The organism is Rhizobium sp. GN54, from assembly GCF_021026345.1.
In the GTDB taxonomy this organism is placed as follows: domain Bacteria; phylum Pseudomonadota; class Alphaproteobacteria; order Rhizobiales; family Rhizobiaceae; genus Mycoplana.
In genome coordinates this window covers 1,205,458-1,224,919 of sequence record NZ_JAJNCZ010000001.1, presented here as the reverse complement: position 1 = coordinate 1,224,919, position 19,462 = coordinate 1,205,458, and the positions used below count along the sequence as shown (strand labels likewise).

Sequence of the window (19,462 nt, the reverse complement as noted above, 5' to 3'; positions counted from 1 at the left end):
CCGTGTGCCGCGTCCCGACCGATCACTTGGTCTCGTCAGCCTTGTGCTCGACAGTCTTCGACTGGTCAGCCGCAGCGGCCTCGTCGTCGGACATGCCCTTCTTGAAGTTCTTGATGCCCTTTGCGACATCGCCCATCAGTTCCGGAATCTTGCCGCGGCCAAACAGCAGCAGCACCACTGCCAGAACGATCAGCCAATGCCAGATGCTGAATGAACCCATGTGACTTTACTCCCTCTAGGATTTCGTACCCGATGTAAGACGTTCAGGCGCCTTTTTCAAACACTAGTATGTCGCGCTCGTTAGCCGAAACCGTGACATCGCGCAATCCACCGGGAAGTTGCCCGGCCCTGATTCGTGCACGCACGGGCTGGTCGGTTCCCGGCACGGCGAGTTCCAGCAATTCGACGACGCCAAGAAAACGCCGCGACAGGACCCGGGCGGGGATCGATCCCGCCGTCGCGGAGACGGCGATACCGGACAAACGCACGGCAATCCGCACCCTTGCGCCGTCTGCCAGGTGTCCGGCCGGAACGTTTCCGAGCGGCGTCTCCACCCGTCCCGACAGCACATGGCCGGGAAAGACGTTGATCTCGGAGAAGAAGCCGGCGGCGAAGAGATCGGCCGGTCGCAGGTAGAGTTCCTCGGCGGTGCCCACCTGCACCAGCCGGCCATCACGCAAAAGTGCGATGCGATCGCCCATCCGCATCGCCTCCTCGGCGTCATGGGTGACGACGATGGCGGTTGCGCGGCTATGACGCAGGATCGCCAGCGTATCGGCGCGGATGGAATCCTTCAGCCGCGAATCCAGGCCGGAGAACGGCTCGTCCATCAACAGCACCGCCGGGCGCGGTGCCAGCGCCCGGGCAAGGGCCACGCGCTGCTGCTCGCCGCCGGACAGCGCATGCGGGAATTTCTCGGCATAGTGCGAAAGGCCCACGCGCTCCAGGGCCAGATGCGCCTCGGCGATCGCCTCGGCCTTCGGGATCGCCGTCAGGCCGAAGCGGACGTTGTCGAGCACGGACATATGGGGAAAGAGCGCGAAATCCTGGAACATCAGGCCGACGCCGCGCCGCTCGGGCGGGAGGAACACCTTCGGCCCGGCGATCTCCCGGTCGTTCAGGAGCACGCGGCCGCCGGCCTGCGCCTCGATGCCGGCGGCGATGCGCAGAAGCGTCGTCTTGCCGGAACCGGACGGCCCGAGCAGGCAGAGAACCTCGCCGGGCTGGGCCGACATGGAAATGCCGCGGATCGTCTCCTTGCCGTGATAGCTGTGATGGATGTCCTCGAAGGAGAGCTTTGCCGCGAAGGTCACCGCGGACGCAGCCAGCGCCTCGATCCCGTTCAGATTCGACGAATCCGAAGCCATTCCCTGCCAATCCCCGAGTTCGCCCCCGGCACATGCTGCCCGGCGCTTCTGCCGACACGCCGTGAAGAGCGGCGGCAGTTCAGGGCGCGGCAATTCAAGGCGACGATAAGCTTCCGCTATTCGTCTTCTTTTCCGCCCGGTGTCAAGAGGCCGAGTTCCTCGAGGTCCATCTGCGTGATCGGATCCTCGTCGTCGGCGAGTTCTTCCTCGCCGATCGGCAGGGGGATCTGGAAATTGGACGGGATGCGGCCGGAGAGCAGCCCTGCCCCCTTCAACTCCTCCAGCCCCGGCAGGTCGCGCAGTTCCTCCAGGCCGAAATGGTCGAGGAAATCCTTCGTCGTGCCGAAGGTCACCGGCCGGCCCGGGGTGCGCCGGCGGCCGCGGAACCGCACCCAGCCCGCCTCGAGCAGCACGTCCAGCGTGCCCTTCGAGGTCTGCACGCCGCGGATGTCCTCGATCTCCGCCCGCGTCACCGGCTGGTGGTAGGCGATGATCGACAGCACCTCGAGCGCCGCGCGCGAGAGCTTGCGCACCTCCCCCTCGTCGCTGCGGACGACGAAGGACAGGTCCGGCGCGGTGCGGAACGCCCAATGATCGGCGACCTGGACGAGGTTGACGCCGCGGCCGGCATAGAGCGCCTTCAATTGGCGCATGACATGGCCGACATCGACGCCCGCCGGCAGGCGGTCGGCGATATAGGCTTCGGGAACGGGGCCGGCGGAGGCGAAGACCAGCGCCTCGGCGATCCGCGCCGCCTCGTGCAGCCGGCGAGGGTCGACGACGGTCGCGGCCTCGCTGGCGGCGTCCGCCCCCCCTGCGGCATCATCCTGCGGCCCGTCGACCTCAGACATGGTCGTCAACCCCCTGCTCTTCCCGCTGGCCGCCCGGCCGGGCCGGCGCGCCGCGGCGCAGGTAGATCGGCTGGAACACACCCTCCTGCCGGATCTCCAGTTGCCCCTCGCGCACCATTTCCAGCGTGGCGGCGAAAGCGCTCGCCATCGCCGTCCTGCGCTCGGAGGGTTCGGTCAGGTAGCGCAGCAGAAAGTGATCCAGCGCCGTCCATTCCTCGACCTCGCCCATCAGCCGGTGCAGGATCTCGCGTGCATCGGCGAGCGACCAGACGGTGCGCTTCTCGATCGTCACCTGGGTGATGGCGTGACGCTGGCGCAGCGACGCATAGGCGCTCAACAGATCGTAGAGCGAGGCATCGAAGGCGGAGCGCCTGTGGGTCGGGATATGCTCGGGGGCGCCGCGGGCGAAGAAATCGCGGCCCAGGCGGTTGCGGTTGACAAGCCGCGTCGCCGCATCCCGCATCGCCTCCAGCCGCTTCAGCCGGAAGGCCAGCGTCGCCGCCATCTCCTCGCCAGTCGGCCCGTCATCCTTCGGCTGCCGGGGAATGAGCAGCCGCGACTTCAGGTAGGCGAGCCAGGCGGCCATGACCAGATAGTCGGCCGCAAGCTCGATGCGGATCTGCCGGGCGCGCTCGATGAAGGCCAGATACTGCTCGACCAGCGCCAGAACCGAGATGCGGGACAGATCGACCTTCTGGGTGCGGGCCAGATGCAGGAGCAGGTCGAGCGGGCCTTCGAAGCCGGCAATGTCGACGACGAGGCCTTCCTCATGCAGCCCGCGGTCGCGATCGTCCTGCCACAGCTCCTCCATCGGCGCCGCGTCCGATGCGTCCGTCTTCTGCGGCTTGAACCTCGATCCGTACACCTGCACTCCAAGAGCGGCTTGCCGATGCGGCGCGAGATATCCTCAGGCGACCGCGATCAGCGCATTGAATTCTTCCCGCAGGGCCTGCTCGTCCGCCCCGTCGGCCTCAGGAAACCCGGTTTTCACCGCATCCGCGCGCCGCCGGCTTTCTCCTACCAGCGGTGGCACGTTTTCGGCAACCGCGATCATTTCCTCCATGTTCCCATGGCAATGCAACACCAAATCGAGGCCGGCGGCAATGATCCCGCGCGCACGGGTTGCAATATCGCCTTTCAGGGCGTTCATCGAGACGTCGTCCGACATCAGAAGCCCGTCGAAGCCGATGTGGCCGCGGATGATCTCGCGGACGACCTTCGGCGAGGTGGTGGCGGGATTGCCGGCGTCCAGTTCGGTGAAGACGATATGGGCCGACATGCCCATCAGTTCGTCGCGCAGGTGGCGGAAGGGCACGAAGTCGATCGCCTGCAACTGCTCCAGCGGCGCGTGGACCACCGGCAGGTCATGGTGGGAATCCACCATCGTGCGGCCGTGCCCGGGCATGTGCTTCATCACCGGCAGCAGGCCGCCGGCCTTCAGGCCTTCGGCGGCGGCCTTGCCCATGACGGAGACGATCTGCGGCTCCTGCCCGTAGGCGCGGTTGCCGATCACGTCGTGCACGCCCGGGACGGCGACGTCGAGAACCGGCAGGCAATCGACGTTGACGCCGAGGCGGGAAAGATCGAAGGCGAACAGCCGCGACATCAGCCAGGCCGCGCGCAGCCCCTTGTCCTCGTCCTGCCGATAGATGGCGCCAAGCGCTGCGGCGTTCGGATATTGCGGCACATGCGGCGGCCTGATCCGCTGCACCCGCCCGCCCTCCTGGTCGATGAGGACGGGGATCGCCGGATCGCCGCCGACCGTCTCGCGCAGCGCCGCCGTAAGTTCGGCCACCTGCGACGGCTCGCCGATGTTGCGGCCGAACAGGATGAAGCCCCAGGGGCGCTCGTCCCGGAAGAAGGCCTTTTCGTCATCGGTGAGGACAAGGCCCTTGCAGCCGGAAATGAAGGATTTCGATTCGCTCATGGACCGAATCATAAGCCGTGTGCCGCGAAAGGCGAGAGCGCCGGGCGACTTCTTTCACAGGAAAGCATCGCAGCCGCAGCCATAAGACGAAAATGGCGCGTCAGGGACGCGCCATTGTTCCATTTTCGCGTTCCTCGTTCCTCAGCGGGTGACGAGGCAGCTGCCGCCTGCGGCCTTGTACTTGGCGCAAAGGGCGTTGGCCTCCTCGCGCGAGCCGGCCGGAATGCGGACGCGGTAGTAGGTGCCCTTGTTGGCGATCTCGGCGCGCTTGATGTCGACACCGCGGCCGCCGATGACGCTGCCGAAGCGCGACGACAGGTTGTTGTAGGAGGTCTGGGCCTCAGCCTCGGAGGGAAGCGACGCGATCTGGATCACGTAGCCGCCCGGATTGGCCGCTGCCGGCTGTGCCTGTTCCGGCGCTGCGGCTGCGGGCTGCGCCGCCGGTTCGGATGCAAGCGCCGCCGTCTCGGTCGGGGCCGTCCCGGTCACGCGGCCGCGCTCGGATACGGTGCCGACCACATCGACGGGCTGTTCGGCCGGTCGCGAGACGGGTACCGGCGCGCCGGCCATCACCTCGCCCTGGGGCACAGGTGCTGCGGCAGCATCGGGAGCGGTGATACCGGTTGCGGCGACACTCGTGGCGGCGACCGGCGTGGTCGTCACCGTCCGCACCGGTGCCGTCTCCTCGACGGCTGCACCGGCGAGTTCCTGCAGAGCCCGTTCGTCGCCATTCGGCAAGGGAGCGCCGTTCGACGGCTCGGCCCGCAGGCCGGCCTCGGCGGATGCAGCCGGCTGGGTGGCTTCCGCGAGCGCAGGTCCGGTGGTCTCCGCGGGCGCTGCCGGTTCTTCGCGAGCGACCAGCGTCCCATCCGGCTTGACGATCATCGTCCTGACCTTGCGCGGCGAGACGACCGGGCTGTTGCCCTCGCCTGCGTCCTGCGCCGCCGCCTGGTCGTCCACGCCCGGCAGAAGCCGTTCGTCGTCGCCAGCGGCATTTTCGGCCGGTGCTGTCGCATCGTCCTCGACCGGACCATCATAAGGCAGCGATTCCGGCGTCAGCGTGCGCTGGACGACATCGACGGGCTCCTCGGTCGAGGTGACGAGTTGCTCCTGCTGCGGGCCGCTGTCGGACTTGCCGGCGACGCGGTCGTAGACGGCCTTGTCCTGGTTGGGGACGCTCTTGCCGCCGCGCTCTTCCGGAACGATCTTGACCGGTGTCTTGTCGGCGGCGATGACGCGCGGCTCTCCCGAGCCGGTGCCGACCGCGCCGGTGCCGGCCAGGAACGCGTAGACGCCGGCGCCGCCGAGAACGACAACGGTTGCGGCGGCCGCGGCGAGCATCAGGCCGCGCCCTCGGCGGGCCGGTTCGTCATAGCCGTCACCGACATAGTCGTCGTCATCGGCCTGCTGGGCGTCGAGCGGGATGGCGTGGCGCTCGGGTTGCGACAGCGAACGCCGCAGGTCTTCCTCGAGCGCCTTGTCGAACGCCTCCGCATCGCCCGTCGCGGGCTTGAACTGTACCACGTTGGCGGCGACGGCAGCTTCCGCGGCGCGGCTGGGCGCCGGCGCGGGCGCAGGGTCGCCGAACAGATTGGCCATCTCGGCATCGATGTCGAGATCGTATTCCGGTTGATGGACCGGCGGCTTTTCCCTGTCGACCGCCGGAAGATGCGGCACGTCGAGTTCGCCGACCTGCGCGACGCTGACATCGGTGTCGGCGATCAGCGACGGATCGAAGGGCAGGACGAAATCCACCGGCGCCTGCTCCGGCTCGCGAACCGGCTCGACAGTGCGCGCAAATGCTTGTTCGACCTGCGGGGCGGCGGGGGGAACGACTGCGACCGGGGCCACGACACGAGGCGGCACGGCGGCGACGGGAGCCGGCGCTACGGGCGTCGGGGCAATGGTTGCCGATGCCGGTACGGCCCGCTCGACCTCTATGGGCGTCGCCGGCGGTGCCGCGGGCGCCACCGTTGCCGCCGCCATGGCGGCGACTGCCGGCGCGGACGGCGGCTCGACGGGTGCGGACGGCATCAGTTCCGATGCGTCCAGATCGAATTCGATGTCCGACAGGTCGAGTTCGAAATTCGCAAACGCGTCATCGATATCCGAAGCCTCGCTCTCGACCGCCGGTGCGACGGACGGGAACGGTTCGGCTGCGGGAGCGACGAAGTCCGCCTCGACCATGGCGGGAACGGCGACGTCAACGGTCGGCTCGACGGCAAACGGTTCGGCCGCCGCGGGCTCGACGAAGGCGGTTTCGAAGGACGTCTCTTCGAATGCCGTCTCGGGGAGCGCGGCGGGCTCGGGCGCAGAAACGGGCGGGCGAGCCGCCGCTACCGGGGTCGCACGGCCGAACTTGACGTTCGAGAAGCCCTCGAGCATGCCCGGACGCGGGCGCGGTGCCTCCTGCGCGGCTTCCGGAGACGGTTCCAGTGGGCCAGCGAGGGAAGATTCCAACGGCGCCGGGAGCGGCGGGCGGCTTTCTGGAACGGGGAAGCGCTCGACTTCGGCCAGGAGTTCGTCCAGGTCGAAGCCGTCTGCGGCCCGCGCCGGCGGGGCGACCTCGTAGGGATGCGGGGGCTCGAAGACCGCCGCGTCCTCGGCATGTGGAGACAGGGACTCCTCGGCAGCGGCGAGCGCTGCATCGGCATGCGGGTCGGCGATCCAGTCCGGGACGAAATCGACCGAGCCGATCTCGACCGGCAGTTCCTCCGCTTCGAAATGGGCGCCCTCGCCGAGGGCGGGCGTCACCGGAACCGGATCGGCATAGGTCGGCGCGGCCGCAAATGTGGCTTCCGCATGCGATGCTACGGACGGCAGGGTCTCGACGAACGTCTCCTGCACCAGACCGGCATGGGCGTCGCCGCTATCGACGATGGCATAGCCTGCCGCGGCCGGATCGTAGGCGTGGGTTTCGTGACGGGCGTGGCTCTCTTCCATCGGCCACGCATGGGCCGGGGCTGCGTCGTCCTGCGGCGCGACGAGCAGAGGCTCGGAAGGCTCGGAACGCTCGACAAGGGCCTCGCCCAGCGAAAGCTCGAGTTCCTGATCCAGATCGAGCCCGACCGGCTCCTCGAAGGTTGCCGGATAGTCCGCCGGCTGCAGGCCGAGGAACGTCGGGGCTGCGGGGGCATCGTCATGTTCCGCCGCAGCGTGAACCACGGGCACCTCGACCTGCGGCGCCTCGTAGGCGACGGCCTGCGGGTATTCGTCCTCCAGGTCTTCGCCGGCAGGCTCGACCGCGGACCCTGCCTGCTCGCCTTCATAGGCCGGCTGGGCGTCCCAATCGGATACAGGCGCCACGTCCGCCGGGGGTTCGGCAAATGCGGGTTCGGCTAGTGCGGCTTCGGCAGATGCGTGCTCATCCTGCCAGTCGGATACGGCGTCCGATGCGGGCTGCTCCGCCTGGGGTGATGCAACCTCTTCCTCGTAGGACGGCGCGACATAGGCAGGCTCGACCATCCCGGGCGAATAGGCCTCGACCGCCTCGACGGCGGGAGGCACCTCGCCGAAGGTCTCTTCGAGCGTTTCGCCCCGGTCGAAAGACATGGGCTCCGCGAGCGGTTCGGGCGCACCTTCGAACTCGCCGGCCGGATCGAGTGCCGGGGCGTCGTAGAGCGCGAATTCGCGCAGAAGTTCGCCCTCGAGGTCGAAGACGGGTTCCTGGAGAGGCTCGGGCGGCACCGGGCGGGCCGCCGTGGGCACGTTGCGAGGCTCGTAGCCGACGATGCGTGCGAGTTCCGCCAAGGGATCATCATCCGACAGAAGGTCGGCATCGGCGGGTCCGCTTCGCGCGAGATTCTTGTCTGCCATACTGCTCCACTCACAAGCTTCAAAATCGCGTTTGCCAGCTTATTGTGGGCAAATGGTGACGCTATCGCATCTCGTCCGGGGCGGCCGTGCCTGTAATGGCAAGGCCTGACTTGAGAACGGATGCAACAGCAAACACCAGCCCGAGTCTGGCTATACTCAATTGTCGGTTTTTATCATTAACAAAACGTAAGTCCGGCTGATCCTTGCCTTTGTTCCAATGCGCATGGAAGGCGCTGGCCAGATCGTACAGGTAAAAAGCGATGCGGTGGGGCTCGTGCGCCAGTGCTGCAGCCTCGACGATCCGGGGATACTCTGCAAGCTTGGCAAGCAACTGCAGTTCGGCCGGATCGGATATGCTGCCTTCGACTGCAGCGGCAAGATTGACATCCTTCAGGTCGAGGCCCGGGAATGCTTCCCGCGCCTGCCGGAAGACCGACATGCAGCGCGCATGCGCATATTGCACGTAGAAGACCGGATTGTCCTTCGACTGCTCGGTGACCTTGGCGAAGTCGAAGTCGAGCGGCTCGGAGCTCTTGCGATAGAGCATCATGAACCGGACGGGATCGCGGCCGACCTCGTCGACCACCTCACGCAGGGTGACGAAATCGCCCGAGCGTTTCGACATCTTCACCGGCTCGCCGTCGCGGAACAGCTTGACGAGCTGGCAGAGCAGCACGGTCAGCTTGGCGTTGCCCTCGGAGATTGCCCGGCAGACCGCCTCCAGCCGCTTGACGTAGCCGCCGTGGTCGGCACCGAGGATATAGATCATCTCGTCGAAGCCGCGGTCGAACTTGTCCTTGAAATAGGCGACATCGGCGGCGAAATAGGTATAGCTGCCGTCCGACTTGATCAGCGGCCGGTCGATGTCGTCGCCGACCTCGGTGGAGCGGAACAAGGTCTGCTCGCGGTCCTCCCAGTCCTCCGGCAGCTGGCCCTTCGGCGGCGGCAGCACGCCCTTGTAGACGTGGCCCTTGAAGGTCAGGTCATTGATCGCGGTGCGGATCGGCGCCCCGTTGCCGGCATGCAGCGACCGTTCAGAGAAGAAGACGTCGTGGTGGACGTTCAGCGCGTCGAGATCGGCGCGGATCATCGCCATCATCGCGTCGATGGTCCTGTCCTTGACGATCGGCAGCCACTGGTGCTCCTGCATGATCCGCAGGCTCGAGCCGTATTCGGCGGCGAGCGCCTCGCCGACGGGGACGAGATAGTCGCCGGGATAGAGCCCGGGCGGGATCTCGCCGATCTTCTCGCCGAGCGCCTGGCGGTAGCGCAGGAAGGCGGAGCGCGCGAGCACGTCCACCTGCGAACCAGCGTCGTTGATGTAGTATTCCTTGGTCACTTCATGACCTGAGAAGGCCAGCAGGTTGGCGAGCGCGTCGCCGACCACGGCGCCGCGGCAATGGCCGACATGCATCGGCCCGGTGGGATTGGCGGAGACGTATTCGACGTTGACCTTGCGCCCCGCCCCGATCGCGCTGCGGCCGAAATCGGTACCCTTGCGGATCATGTCGGCCAGCACCTTCTGCCAGTATCCGACCGACAGGCGGACGTTGATGAAGCCGGGGCCGGCGACGGTGACCTCGGCCACTTCCGGATCCTGGCGCAGCTTCTCCACGATCAGTTCGGCCAGCGCGCGCGGATTGGTGCCGAGCGGCTTGGCGAGCACCATCGCGGCATTGGTGGCCACGTCGCCATGGCTGGCGTCGCGCGGCGGTTCGACCCCGACTCGGCCGAAATCGAGATCAGCGCGCTTTTCACGCACGACATCAATTTCCTCAAGTACGTTTTTGATCCTGCTCTCGAAATCAGTAAAGAGGTTCATGTCTTCCATCCGCGCGCCAGAAGCGGCGCAAAGCGCCCAAAGCGCTGAATTTCCAGTCGGCCGGGTGACTATCGCAATTCCGGGGTGTGGTCAAACAGCCGCCTGTGGGTATCGATCGCGTAGTTGTCGGTCATGCCGGCGAGATAGTCGCCGACATGGCGGGCCCTCGCGGCCTGCGGCATCCCGCGGATGTGATCCACCCAGTAGTGCCCCTTCATCAGTTGCGGGTCGTCCATATAGGCCGTGAACAGGTCGGTGACGATGGAGGCGGCATTGGCGCGCACGCGCATCACCTCGGGATGACGGTAGATCCGCGAGAACAGCATCTTCTTGATCTGCCGGTCGGTGACCAGCATTTCTTCGGAAAACGTGGCCATGACCCGGCCGGCCTGGCGCACGTCGTCCGCACGTTTCGGCCGGACTGCGCGCAGCGCCGCCTGCGCATAGGTGATGACGTCCTCGACCATCGCAGTGATCTGCCGGCGCATGATCTCGTGGGTGAAGCGCGCCGGCTCGAGGTTCGGATAGAGCTGCCGCACCTCCGCCATCAGCTTCGCCAGGAACGGGATCTCCTCCAGCATGTCGAAGGAGAGGTAGCCGGAACGCAGGCCGTCGTCGATGTCATGGGTGTTGTAGGCGATGTCGTCGGCGATCGCCGCCACCTGCGCCTCGAGGCTTGCAAAGCTCGCAAGCTCGAGGTCGTGCAGGGCGCAGTAGTCGAGGATCGGCTGCGGGACCGGGCCGCGGGTGCCCTGCCCGTCCGGCGTCAGCAGCGGGCCGTTGTGCTTGACGAGGCCCTCCAGCGTCTCCCAGGTCAGGTTCAGCCCGTCGAACTCGGCATAGCGCCGCTCCAGCTTGGTGACGATGCGCAGCGACTGGGCGTTGTGGTCGAAGCCGCCATAGGGCTCCAGCGCCTCGTGAAGGGCGTCCTCTCCCGTGTGGCCGAAGGGCGTGTGGCCGAAATCGTGCACCAGCGCCACGCCCTCGGCGAGATCCTCGTCCAGCCGCAGCGCGCGGGCGAGCGCGCGGGCGATCTGGGCGACCTCGATCGTATGGGTCAGCCGCGTGCGATAGTGATCGCCATCGGCGGCGATGAAGACCTGGGTCTTGTGCTTCAGGCGGCGGAAGGCGGTGGTATGGACGATCCGGTCACGGTCACGCTGGAAATCCGAACGGGTCGGGCTCCTGCCCTCCTCGAAAAGACGGCCGCGGCTCGTCCAGGGATCGGCCGCATAGATCGCCCGCTGGCCTGCGCCGAAGCCGAGGGCATGTCTGTCCAGTGTCATAGCTCACCCGCATTCGGGCCGCCCATTGACGCGGCCCCGATGCCTTCATACCTATAGTGTGCACAGCGTAAAGCCGCATCGCAAGCGCAATGCCTGTTTACCAGCAATATCATGCGGTTGCGGAACGTGTTACGATGCAGCGCACGGCCGGGGTGGAAGCGCCCGGCACGGAATCGATTCTCGGCGGACCTTGAACCCGCCCGGAGGACCTTGATGAACGACAAGAACGTGACCCTCTCCGATGCCGCCGCAAAGCGCATCGCCAGCATCCTGAGCGCCGATCCGGCCAAGAAGGCCATGCGCGTCTCGGTCGAAGGCGGCGGCTGTTCGGGCTTTTCCTACAAGTTCGATCTCGTCGATGCGCCTGCCGACGACGACATGGTGCTGGAGAAGGGGGACGCCCGCGTCCTGATCGACCAGCTCTCGCTCGTCTACATGGACGGCTCGGAGATCGACTTCGTCGACAATCTGATGGGCCAGTCGTTCCAGATCAAGAACCCCAACGCCGTGGCGAGCTGCGGCTGCGGCACCAGCTTCTCCATCTGACCCGCCAAGGGAGAGGCGGCGCGCCGCCTCCTTCTCGAATCACCGTATCGCAATGACCGCGGTCTAGCCTGCGGCGGAACGGGTCGTGCCGCACTCGCGCGCGTCCACAGTCCGGGCGGGCGATGCGGTTTGTCAGAGGTCCGGTTTGTCAAAGGACAGGCGAGCGGCTAGAAAGGCGGCGGCCCGCCCGGGCACAGCTGGATTCGGAGACTGTCGATGAAGATCGCGACCTGGAACATCAACGGCGTGCGCGCGCGCATCGACAATCTCCTCGCCTGGCTCAAGGAATCGCAGCCCGACATCGTCGCGCTTCAGGAAATCAAATGCCAGGACGAGGCGTTTCCGCGGCTCGAGGTCGAAGCGCTCGGCTATCACGTGGAGACGCACGGGCAGAAGGGTTTCAACGGCGTGGCGCTGCTGTCGAAGATCCGCCCCGACGAGATCAACCGCGGACTGCCGGGCGACGACGGCGACGAGCAGTCGCGCTTCATCGAGGGCGTGTTCTCGGTCGGCGGGCGCGCCTTGCGGGTCTGCTCGATCTACCTGCCGAACGGCAACCCGGCGCAGGACCCGGTGAAATATCCCTACAAACTCGCCTGGATGGAGCGGCTGGCGCGGTTCGCCGAAGACCGCCTCTCGCTCGAGGAGCCGATCGTGCTGGCCGGCGACTACAACGTCATCCCGGAGCCGCACGACTGCTGGGACGTGAAAGTGTGGGAAAACGACGCGCTCTACCTGCCGCCGACCCGTCAGGCGTTCCGCCGGTTGGAAAACCTTGGTTTCACCGACGCCGTGCGCGCCACGACCGACGCCACGCCCCTCTACACCTTCTGGGACTACCAGGGCGGATGCTGGCCGAAGAACTTCGGCATCCGCATCGACCACCTGATGCTGTCGCCGGAAGCCGCCGACAGGCTTTTGAGCACTAATGTGGAAAAGCATGTCCGCAACTGGGAGAAACCGTCGGACCACGTCCCCGTCGTCGCGCATCTGGCGGTGTGAGCGGACCGGACGGCCCGGATTTTCGGATCGCTCTATAGCGGGCCGTCAGACAGTTGCAGCAATGTTGCGCTGGCCGTGGGTCGGATCAGTTGACGCCGGCCTTGGCTTCCTCGGCCATGGAAATAGCCTTGCGCCGGTCCTTCTCGCTTGCCAGCGAGAACGCCTGTTCCTGCATCTCCTGCAGCCAGGGGCGATCCTTCGGGCCGCACCGTTCGAGCGCGGTCGTCAGCATGGCCAGGCCGCGGGCGGACTGGCCCTCCTGGAAGATGATGTTGCCGAGCAGGCCCATGGCGCCGGCATGGCCGTTCTTCTGGGCCCGGTTCAGCCATTTCTTGGCCTGGTGGATGTTGGCCGAACCGCCCTCGCCCGACAGCATCATCCGGGCCAGCTCGAACTGGGCTTCCGGCACGCCGAAGGTGGAGGCAGCCTGGAAATAGAGCTGGCGGGCCTGGCCGAGGTCGATCTGCACCGGGCTGTCGGGGATGCCGCGGCTGTAGTAGCCGGCAAGGGAGATCAGGGCATTGACGAAGAAGCCCGTGTCTTCCGATCCCGGCTCCACGCCCTGGCTGGCGATCTCGCTGTAGATCTTGAACGCCTCTAGATCGTTCTCCGGAACGCCGTCGCCATCCGCATACATGTTGGCGAGCGCCCAGCGCGACCCAGTATGGCCCTTCTCGGCCGCATAGCGGTACGCCTCGATCGCATCTTCCTTGCGGCCTTCCTTGTAGGAGAAGAAGCCGAACTTGAAGAGGTCGAACGGGCGGCTCTCCTTGCTGACGCCGGCAGCCGGATCGAAGGCAAGCGCCCGCGCGGCCAGCATGCCCTGGCCGAAGGAAAGACAAAGGCCGACTGCGAGGCATTTCAGGGAAAGTGACTCAGGCTTGTACATGGGTTACAGCTATCTTCCGCACCGGACCGCATATTGCGGCATACGGATTTCCAGAGTTGGAACAAGGACTTGAACAAGGTCATCCATGTTCCGACTGTGCGCCACGCTGCTTCTGGAAACGGGGGATGCCGACGCCCGGTCAAGGCGTCCTTCTGGCAATCCCGTCACGTATGGCGTCACTCGGTTCATCGGTTCCTTCGGCGCTCGTCCACAAGCGCGCTCTCGAGCCCATCGCTGCTCCCCGTTTGTGGCGGGAAATGGACAAGACGGCTCCTCACTCCTGTGTAGCAAACTATCGCAAAGAATGTGTTGCCAATTCGGCACATGCGCCGAAGGAGAAGAGTTCTCGTCAACCATATCCCCAAGGGGAAATTCAGCTTTGAGCCACTATTGACGACAAAAAAGGCCCGGGTATGGCCCGGGCCTTCATCAATTCGCATAAGGTCAATCAGAATTTAACTTTGAACTCGCCCGAGAGCGCCGAGACGAAGTCGGTTCCGTATTCGTAGCTCGTGGTCGTCATGTTGATCGGGTTCGACTCCCCGCTCGTCAGGACACCGAGCGCGCCGGCGAGGCGGAGCTCGACGTTCTCGGTCGGCGCATAGGCCGCACCGAGGCCGACGGTCCAGCTGTCGGACTGCGAGCCGGTGACGGTGCTGGTGCCGCGATCCCAGGTCAGGCTGACGCCGCCGCTCCACTGCTCGTTGAACTTGTGACCGACACCGCCGGTGACCGTCCAGCCGTCGCGGTAGTAGAGATCGAGCGAGGTGAGCGGGACGCCGTTGGCGGTGCCGCAGAAGGCGGCACTGCCGTTGCAGGTGAATTGCACGCTCTGCAGCAGGCTCCAGTTTGTCCACTTGATCGAACCGAAGGCCAGCCAATCGGGCGCGATCCCCGACTGCAGCTTCAGTTCGAGCGAATCCGGCAGCGTCGCCGAGCCGGTGACGGGCGTGCTGTTGCCGAAGATGCGCGAATAGAGCGCCTGCCTCATCGGATCGAGCTCGAGCAGGGCTGCGGCGGCCGGCACCCCGGTCAGGTCCAGCGTGCCGTCGATGCTGTCGTATTTCACGCGGCTGTTGTAGACGAGGCTCGCGCGCATGGCGTATTCGGGGATCTCATAGCCGATGCCGATCCGCCAGCCGCCGCTGCTGTCCTTCATGCCTTCGAGGCGGCCGAGGCCGCTGTAGTTGGAAAAATCCTGGCCGATGAGCGCGCCCATGCCGGGCAGGATGTCGGGGGAGAAGACTACCGCCTCCTTGTGGCCGCCGATCTCCTGGTAGAAGCCGCCGCCGATGATGCGGAACTGGCCCGGGCCTGCATCGAACTTGTAGGAGCAGGTGCCGCCGTAGTTGCGGCTGTACACATCGATCTCGGTCATGTCCTTGGCGCCCGCCCAGTTCTGGCCGGGATTGGAACTCGCGCCCCAGGGCTCGGAATAGTCCACCATGCAGTCGATGGAATCGCCGATCGCAGCCTTTCCGCCGACATAGGGATCGGCGTAGTTCTCGTATTCGTCTGCTGTCGTCGAGTAACCGAGATTGTTCAGGTTGGTCGGATCATCCGCCGGAACGCTGTGGTCACGCGCATTCTTGATCTTCCGGTTCGGCATGACATAGGTCACCGATCCGTCGAAGAAGAACGGCGAGCTCTCGAACAGGAGGTCCACGTCGTAGCCGTGCCGCTCGAGGCCGCCGGCCAGCGCCGAGGTGGAAACGGCGAGCGCCGCAAGTCCCGCGATCCCCGACGTCAATGTCATTCTTCTCATCAATCCCCCCAGGTATTCTCCGCGGCTGCCCCGTTTTCGTGGATCCGCCGCGATCGCCAAGAGTATCAAAGAGCCGCGAAAGCTTTGCAAACGCCAGTTCGCGGCACCGTCGGTGACATGCGGTTGCCTGAATTACGTAAGTTCGCCTCCGTCCTGCGAAAAATCCGGCGGAGTTAGATCAATTTTTCCCGAATAGCCGAAAACCCTTAAATTTTAGAGTATCGTTTTCCAGTGAAGTGACGGTGTGTCACTTTTCAAACACATTGGGCGAATTGGTCCGCGCACAAACGAAAACCGCGCCGCTGGGGTGCGGCGCGGTCCGAAGTCTTGCTGAAAGGGGCGTCCGAAACCGACTCAGCCGGCCTCGACGACACGGGCAAGTGCAATGCCGAGACTCGACAATTGCTGATCGAGGTCCGCCAGCCGCTCCCGTTCCGCCTCGACGACGTCGGGCTTGGCGTTGGCGACGAACTTCTCGTTCGCGAGCTTGCCGCGGATGCGGTCGGCCTCGCCGTTCGCCTTGGCGATCGCCTTTTCCAGCCGCGCGGCCTCGGCCTTGAGGTCGATGAGCGTGCCGAGCGGCAGGCAGGCGGTGGCCTCGCCGACGACGATCTGCGCCGATCCCTTCGGCGCCTCGCCGGCCAGCACGATCTCGCCCACGCGGGCGAGCCTGCGGATTGCCGCCTCGTGGCGCTCCAGCCGGGTGCGCGTCTGCGCATTGGCCCCGACGATGACGAGGGGCGCGACGGCTGCGGGCGGCACGTTCATCTCGGAGCGGACCGAACGGATGCCGGAGACGAGATCGACCAGCCAGTTGGTCTCGTCGGCGGCAGCCTCGTCGGCATAGGCGGGCGTCGGCCATTCGGCATGGCAGATCAGCCCCTGCCGCTCCTTGCCTTCGGCCGCCGTATGCGCCCACAGCTCCTCGGTCATGAAGGGCATGAAGGGATGCAGGAGCTTGTAGGTCTCCTCCAGCACATAGGCCGCGCAGGCCCGCGATTCGGCCTTGGCGCCCTCGTCCTCGCCGTTGAACACCGGCTTCAGGAGCTCCAGGTACCAGTCGCAGACCTGGTTCCAGACAAAGCGGTAGAGCGCGCCGGCCGCATCGTTGAAGCGGTAGGTCTCGATCGCCTCGGTGACGTCGCGCGCGGCGCGGGCGAGCTCGGTCAGGATCCAGCGGTTGATCGTCAGCGACGCGGCTTCCGGCACGAACTGCGGATCGAGCCGGACGCCGTTCATCTCGGCAAAGCGCGTGGCGTTCCAGAGCTTGGTGCCGAAGTTGCGATAGCCGGCGACGCGGGCGGGATCGAGCTTCACGTCGCGGCCCTGCGCCGCCATGATGGCGAGAGTGAAGCGCAGCGCGTCGGCGCCGTATTCGTCGATCAGGTCGAGCGGGTCGATGACGTTGCCCTTCGACTTCGACATCTTCTGACCGTTCTTGTCGCGCACCAGCGCGTGGACATAGACGGTGTGGAACGGCTCGATCGGATTGCCGAGGTCGTCCTTCATGAAATGCAGGCCCATCATCATCATCCGGGCGACCCAGAAGAAGATGATGTCGAAGCCGGTCACCAGCACGTCGGTCTGGTAGTAGCGATCGAGTTCCGGCGTCTCCTTCGGCCAGCCGAGCGTCGAGAACGGCCAGAGCGCGGACGAGAACCAGGTGTCGAGCACGTCCTCGTCGCGGGTGAGGATCTCGCCGGGCTCGAAGTTCTCCAGCTTCTCCTCGACCCAGGCCTTCCACGGGCCTTCGTGGGAGATGTAGTGCTGGATGGCGGCGTGCAGCGCCTCCTCCTCGGTCTTCTCGACGAAGACCTGCCCGTCCGGGCCGTACCAGGCCGGGATCTGGTGGCCCCACCAGAGCTGGCGGGAGACGCACCAGGGCTGGATGTTCTCCATCCATTCGAAATAGGTCTTCTCCCAGTTCTTCGGGACGAAGTTGGTGCGGCCTTCGCGGACGGACGCGACCGCCGGTTTCGCCAGCGTCTTGGCGTCGACGTACCACTGCTCGGTCAGGCGCGGCTCGATCGGCACGCCGCCGCGGTCGCCGTGGGGGACGGTGTGCTTGTGCGGCTCGATCCGGTCGACGAGGCCCGCCTCCTCCATGATCTCGACGACGATCTTGCGTGCCTCGAAGCGATCCTTGCCCTCAAGCTGGTCCCAGGCACCGTGCAGGGCGGCGGGATGGTCGAGGCCTTCGAGGAAGTCCTCGTTCTCCTTCAGCGTGATGCGGCCCTCGACGGTGAGGATGTTGACGGCGCGCAGGCCCCGGCGCTTGCCGACCTCGAAATCGTTGAAGTCGTGCGCCGGCGTCATCTTGACCGCGCCGGTGCCGGCGGTCGGGTCCGGGTACTCGTCTGCGACAATAGGGATCTTGCGGCCGACGATCGGCAGGATGACGTGCTTGCCGACGATCGCCTTGTAGCGCTCGTCGTCCGGATGGACGGCGACGCCTGTATCGCCCAGCATGGTCTCCGGACGGGTGGTGGCGACGACGAGATAGTCGCGCGTCTCCCACTCCGTCGCCTTGCCGTCATCGTCGAAGGCGATCGGGTGCTGATAGGTGACGCCCGGCTCCAGCGGATAGCGCAGGTGCCAGAGATGGCCGTTGACCTCGACCTGCTCGACCTCCAGATCGGAAATCGCGGTCAAAAGCTTCGGGTCCCAGTTCACAAGGCGCATGTCCTTGTAGATGAGCCCTTCCTTGTAAAGGCTTACGAAGACTTCGAGAACGGCCTCCGAGAGGCCCTCGTCCATGGTGAAGCGCTCGCGCGACCAGTCGGCCGACGCGCCGAGGCGGCGCAACTGATTGAAGATCAGGCCGCCGGATTCGGCTTTCCACTCCCAGACCTTCTCGACGAAGGCGTCGCGGCCCATCTCGCGCCGGTGCTGCTGTTGCTCCATCAGCTTGCGCTCGACGACCATCTGGGTGGCGATGCCGGCATGGTCCATGCCCGGCTGCCAGAGCACGTCCTTGCCGCGCATGCGCTCGAAGCGGACCATGATGTCCTGCAGCGTGTTGTTGAGCGCGTGCCCCATGTGCAGCGAGCCGGTCACGTTCGGCGGCGGGATCACGATCGAGAAGGTCTCGGCGCCCGGCTTTGCGCCGGCGCCGGCGCGAAACGCGTCCGCCTCTTCCCAGATCTTGGCAATTCTCGGTTCTACGGCCGCGGAATCATAGGTTTTCTCAAGCATCTTACTGGCCATACCCAACAGTTTCGGTCACCGGTTCTAAACCGGATGCCTAGATTGAAGTCAACATCCGCAAAAGAAAAGCCGCGCCCGTTCCGGCGCGGCCCATCGCAGCAGAGAAACAGGTCGATTTAACGGCGCGGTCCGCGCGCCACGCGCTCGATCTCCTCGCGCACGAGGCGCTCGACCAGCGTCGGCAGGTTGTCGTCCAGCCATTCCTGCAGCATCGGCCGCAGCATGTCCTCGGCAATCTCATCGAAGGAGCGGCGCGGACCGGCCTCGACCGCCTCGGCAAGCGCGCCGAAGGAATGAGCGACCTTGGCGCCGATGTCGGGCGAGATCAGCGAACCGCGCGAGGGCGCGTCGGCCGACGAAACGGATGCAGGCTCGGCGAACGGAAGCGGCGACGGAAGGGGCTCGCCGGCGTCCTCGGCCGCGACAGGCGATGCCGCGAACGGGTTCTCCGCCTGTGCCGTCTCCGGTTCGGCCTCGGACACCGGACGGGCGGCCTGCTCGCGCAGGAGCATGCCATTGCGCTCCGAGGCGGCCCGCACCCGGGCTGCGACATCGGCGAGCGACATGGCCGGCTGGGCGGCGCGCGTTTCCGGCTCGACTACCGGCGGCTGCACCGGAACGGCCTGCACCGGCGCCTCGACGGGCGAGCGCACGAACGGAGAACGGTCGAAGGGGGAACGATCGAATGACGGGCGATCGGCGGCGATCACCTCCGCGCCGAAGCCGTCGTCGTCGCTTGCGGAATCGTCCTCGGACGCGATCGGGGCGAAGGCGGCCGGCCCGCCGATGGGCGGCTCGTTGCTTTCGATGATCCGTCGGATCGACGCCAGTATCTCGTCCATCGACGGTTCGCGCGCTACGTTCGGCTGAGCCATTTTCATCCCCGTTCATTGCCCCGCCCGACCTTCCGGGCACGCCTCGGCGGCATGCAGGCGGTGCGGATGAGCAAGACCATAGGTCACTCGCGAGGGCAAAAAAATCGTC

14 protein-coding genes are annotated in these 19,462 nt (G+C 65.9%); 2 read left to right on the top strand and 12 right to left on the bottom strand.

The genetic code is table 11. The features are described 5' to 3' along the window. Nucleotides 1-22 precede the first annotated feature (22 nt). The 8 genes from LQK81_RS05935 to LQK81_RS05900 form a co-directional block, all read right to left on the bottom strand. On the bottom strand, nt 23-220 hold the full coding sequence (locus tag LQK81_RS05935; RefSeq protein WP_230804278.1) for a twin-arginine translocase TatA/TatE family subunit: 198 nt from the start codon (nt 218-220) through the stop codon (nt 23-25). Between the two features lie 43 nt (nt 221-263). Then, a complete protein-coding gene (locus tag LQK81_RS05930; RefSeq protein WP_230804276.1) occupies nt 264-1,367 on the bottom strand; it encodes an ABC transporter ATP-binding protein in 1,104 nt (367 codons plus the stop codon). A gap of 116 nt (nt 1,368-1,483) precedes the next feature. Beyond that, nucleotides 1,484-2,218: an SMC-Scp complex subunit ScpB gene (gene scpB, locus LQK81_RS05925; protein WP_230804274.1), complete on the bottom strand. Its 735-nt coding sequence runs from the start codon at nt 2,216-2,218 to the stop codon at nt 1,484-1,486. After that, nucleotides 2,211-3,029, bottom strand: a complete 819-nt coding sequence (locus LQK81_RS05920; RefSeq protein ID WP_230804445.1) for a segregation and condensation protein A — start codon at nt 3,027-3,029, stop codon at nt 2,211-2,213. Before LQK81_RS05920 ends, scpB begins: the two co-directional genes overlap by 8 nt. 96 nt (nt 3,030-3,125) lie before the next feature. Continuing rightward, nucleotides 3,126-4,145 (bottom strand): beta-N-acetylhexosaminidase, encoded by a 1,020-nt coding sequence (gene nagZ, locus LQK81_RS05915; RefSeq protein ID WP_230804273.1) that lies wholly within the window; start codon nt 4,143-4,145, stop codon nt 3,126-3,128. A 141-nt stretch (nt 4,146-4,286) separates the two neighbouring features. Next, entirely contained in the window at nt 4,287-7,961 is a 3,675-nt protein-coding gene (locus LQK81_RS05910) for an SPOR domain-containing protein (RefSeq protein WP_230804272.1), read from the bottom strand. Nucleotides 7,962-8,022: 61 nt separating this feature from the next. Next, on the bottom strand, nt 8,023-9,783 hold the full coding sequence (gene argS, locus LQK81_RS05905; protein WP_230804271.1) for an arginine--tRNA ligase: 1,761 nt from the start codon (nt 9,781-9,783) through the stop codon (nt 8,023-8,025). A gap of 68 nt (nt 9,784-9,851) precedes the next feature. After that, nucleotides 9,852-11,069, bottom strand: a complete 1,218-nt coding sequence (locus LQK81_RS05900) for a deoxyguanosinetriphosphate triphosphohydrolase (RefSeq protein WP_230804269.1) — start codon at nt 11,067-11,069, stop codon at nt 9,852-9,854. A gap of 213 nt (nt 11,070-11,282) precedes the next feature. Here LQK81_RS05900 and erpA point away from each other — a divergent pair, with 213 nt between their 5' ends. Both erpA and xth read left to right on the top strand, forming a co-directional pair. Next, nucleotides 11,283-11,615 (top strand): iron-sulfur cluster insertion protein ErpA, encoded by a 333-nt coding sequence (gene erpA, locus LQK81_RS05895; RefSeq protein ID WP_230804266.1) that lies wholly within the window; start codon nt 11,283-11,285, stop codon nt 11,613-11,615. 216 nt (nt 11,616-11,831) lie between these two features. Then, nucleotides 11,832-12,617, top strand: coding sequence for an exodeoxyribonuclease III (xth, locus tag LQK81_RS05890; protein WP_230804264.1), 786 nt, complete (start codon nt 11,832-11,834; stop codon nt 12,615-12,617). 85 nt (nt 12,618-12,702) lie between these two features. Here the strand turns inward: xth and exoR are convergent, their stop codons facing one another. From exoR to LQK81_RS05870, 4 genes are all read right to left on the bottom strand, one after another. Next, entirely contained in the window at nt 12,703-13,506 is an 804-nt protein-coding gene (gene exoR / locus LQK81_RS05885; protein ID WP_230804262.1) for an exopolysaccharide production regulator ExoR, read from the bottom strand. Between the two features lie 448 nt (nt 13,507-13,954). Next, entirely contained in the window at nt 13,955-15,271 is a 1,317-nt protein-coding gene (locus LQK81_RS05880) for an outer membrane protein transport protein (RefSeq protein WP_442967067.1), read from the bottom strand. Nucleotides 15,272-15,625: 354 nt separating this feature from the next. After that, nucleotides 15,626-18,466: a valine--tRNA ligase gene (locus LQK81_RS05875; protein ID WP_230804258.1), complete on the bottom strand. Its 2,841-nt coding sequence runs from the start codon at nt 18,464-18,466 to the stop codon at nt 15,626-15,628. Between the two features lie 128 nt (nt 18,467-18,594). Further along, nucleotides 18,595-19,353, bottom strand: a complete 759-nt coding sequence (locus LQK81_RS05870; RefSeq protein ID WP_230804256.1) for a PopZ family protein — start codon at nt 19,351-19,353, stop codon at nt 18,595-18,597. Nucleotides 19,354-19,462 lie beyond the last annotated feature (109 nt).

Coding starts and splice junctions, on each gene's coding strand:
- LQK81_RS05910 (WP_230804272.1), bottom strand. CDS start 7,961: ATGGCAGACAAGAATCTCGCGCGAAGCGGACCCGCCGATGCCGACCTT.
- nagZ (WP_230804273.1), bottom strand. CDS start 4,145: ATGAGCGAATCGAAATCCTTCATTTCCGGCTGCAAGGGCCTTGTCCTC.
- LQK81_RS05920 (WP_230804445.1), bottom strand. CDS start 3,029: ATGGAGGAGCTGTGGCAGGACGATCGCGACCGCGGGCTGCATGAGGAA.
- LQK81_RS05875 (WP_230804258.1), bottom strand. CDS start 18,466: ATGCTTGAGAAAACCTATGATTCCGCGGCCGTAGAACCGAGAATTGCC.
- argS (WP_230804271.1), bottom strand. CDS start 9,783: ATGAACCTCTTTACTGATTTCGAGAGCAGGATCAAAAACGTACTTGAG.
- erpA (WP_230804266.1), top strand. CDS start 11,283: ATGAACGACAAGAACGTGACCCTCTCCGATGCCGCCGCAAAGCGCATC.
- LQK81_RS05930 (WP_230804276.1), bottom strand. CDS start 1,367: ATGGCTTCGGATTCGTCGAATCTGAACGGGATCGAGGCGCTGGCTGCG.
- scpB (WP_230804274.1), bottom strand. CDS start 2,218: ATGTCTGAGGTCGACGGGCCGCAGGATGATGCCGCAGGGGGGGCGGAC.
- LQK81_RS05935 (WP_230804278.1), bottom strand. CDS start 220: ATGGGTTCATTCAGCATCTGGCATTGGCTGATCGTTCTGGCAGTGGTG.
- LQK81_RS05870 (WP_230804256.1), bottom strand. CDS start 19,353: ATGGCTCAGCCGAACGTAGCGCGCGAACCGTCGATGGACGAGATACTG.
- exoR (WP_230804262.1), bottom strand. CDS start 13,506: ATGTACAAGCCTGAGTCACTTTCCCTGAAATGCCTCGCAGTCGGCCTT.
- LQK81_RS05900 (WP_230804269.1), bottom strand. CDS start 11,069: ATGACACTGGACAGACATGCCCTCGGCTTCGGCGCAGGCCAGCGGGCG.
- xth (WP_230804264.1), top strand. CDS start 11,832: ATGAAGATCGCGACCTGGAACATCAACGGCGTGCGCGCGCGCATCGAC.
- LQK81_RS05880 (WP_442967067.1), bottom strand. CDS start 15,271: ATGAGAAGAATGACATTGACGTCGGGGATCGCGGGACTTGCGGCGCTC.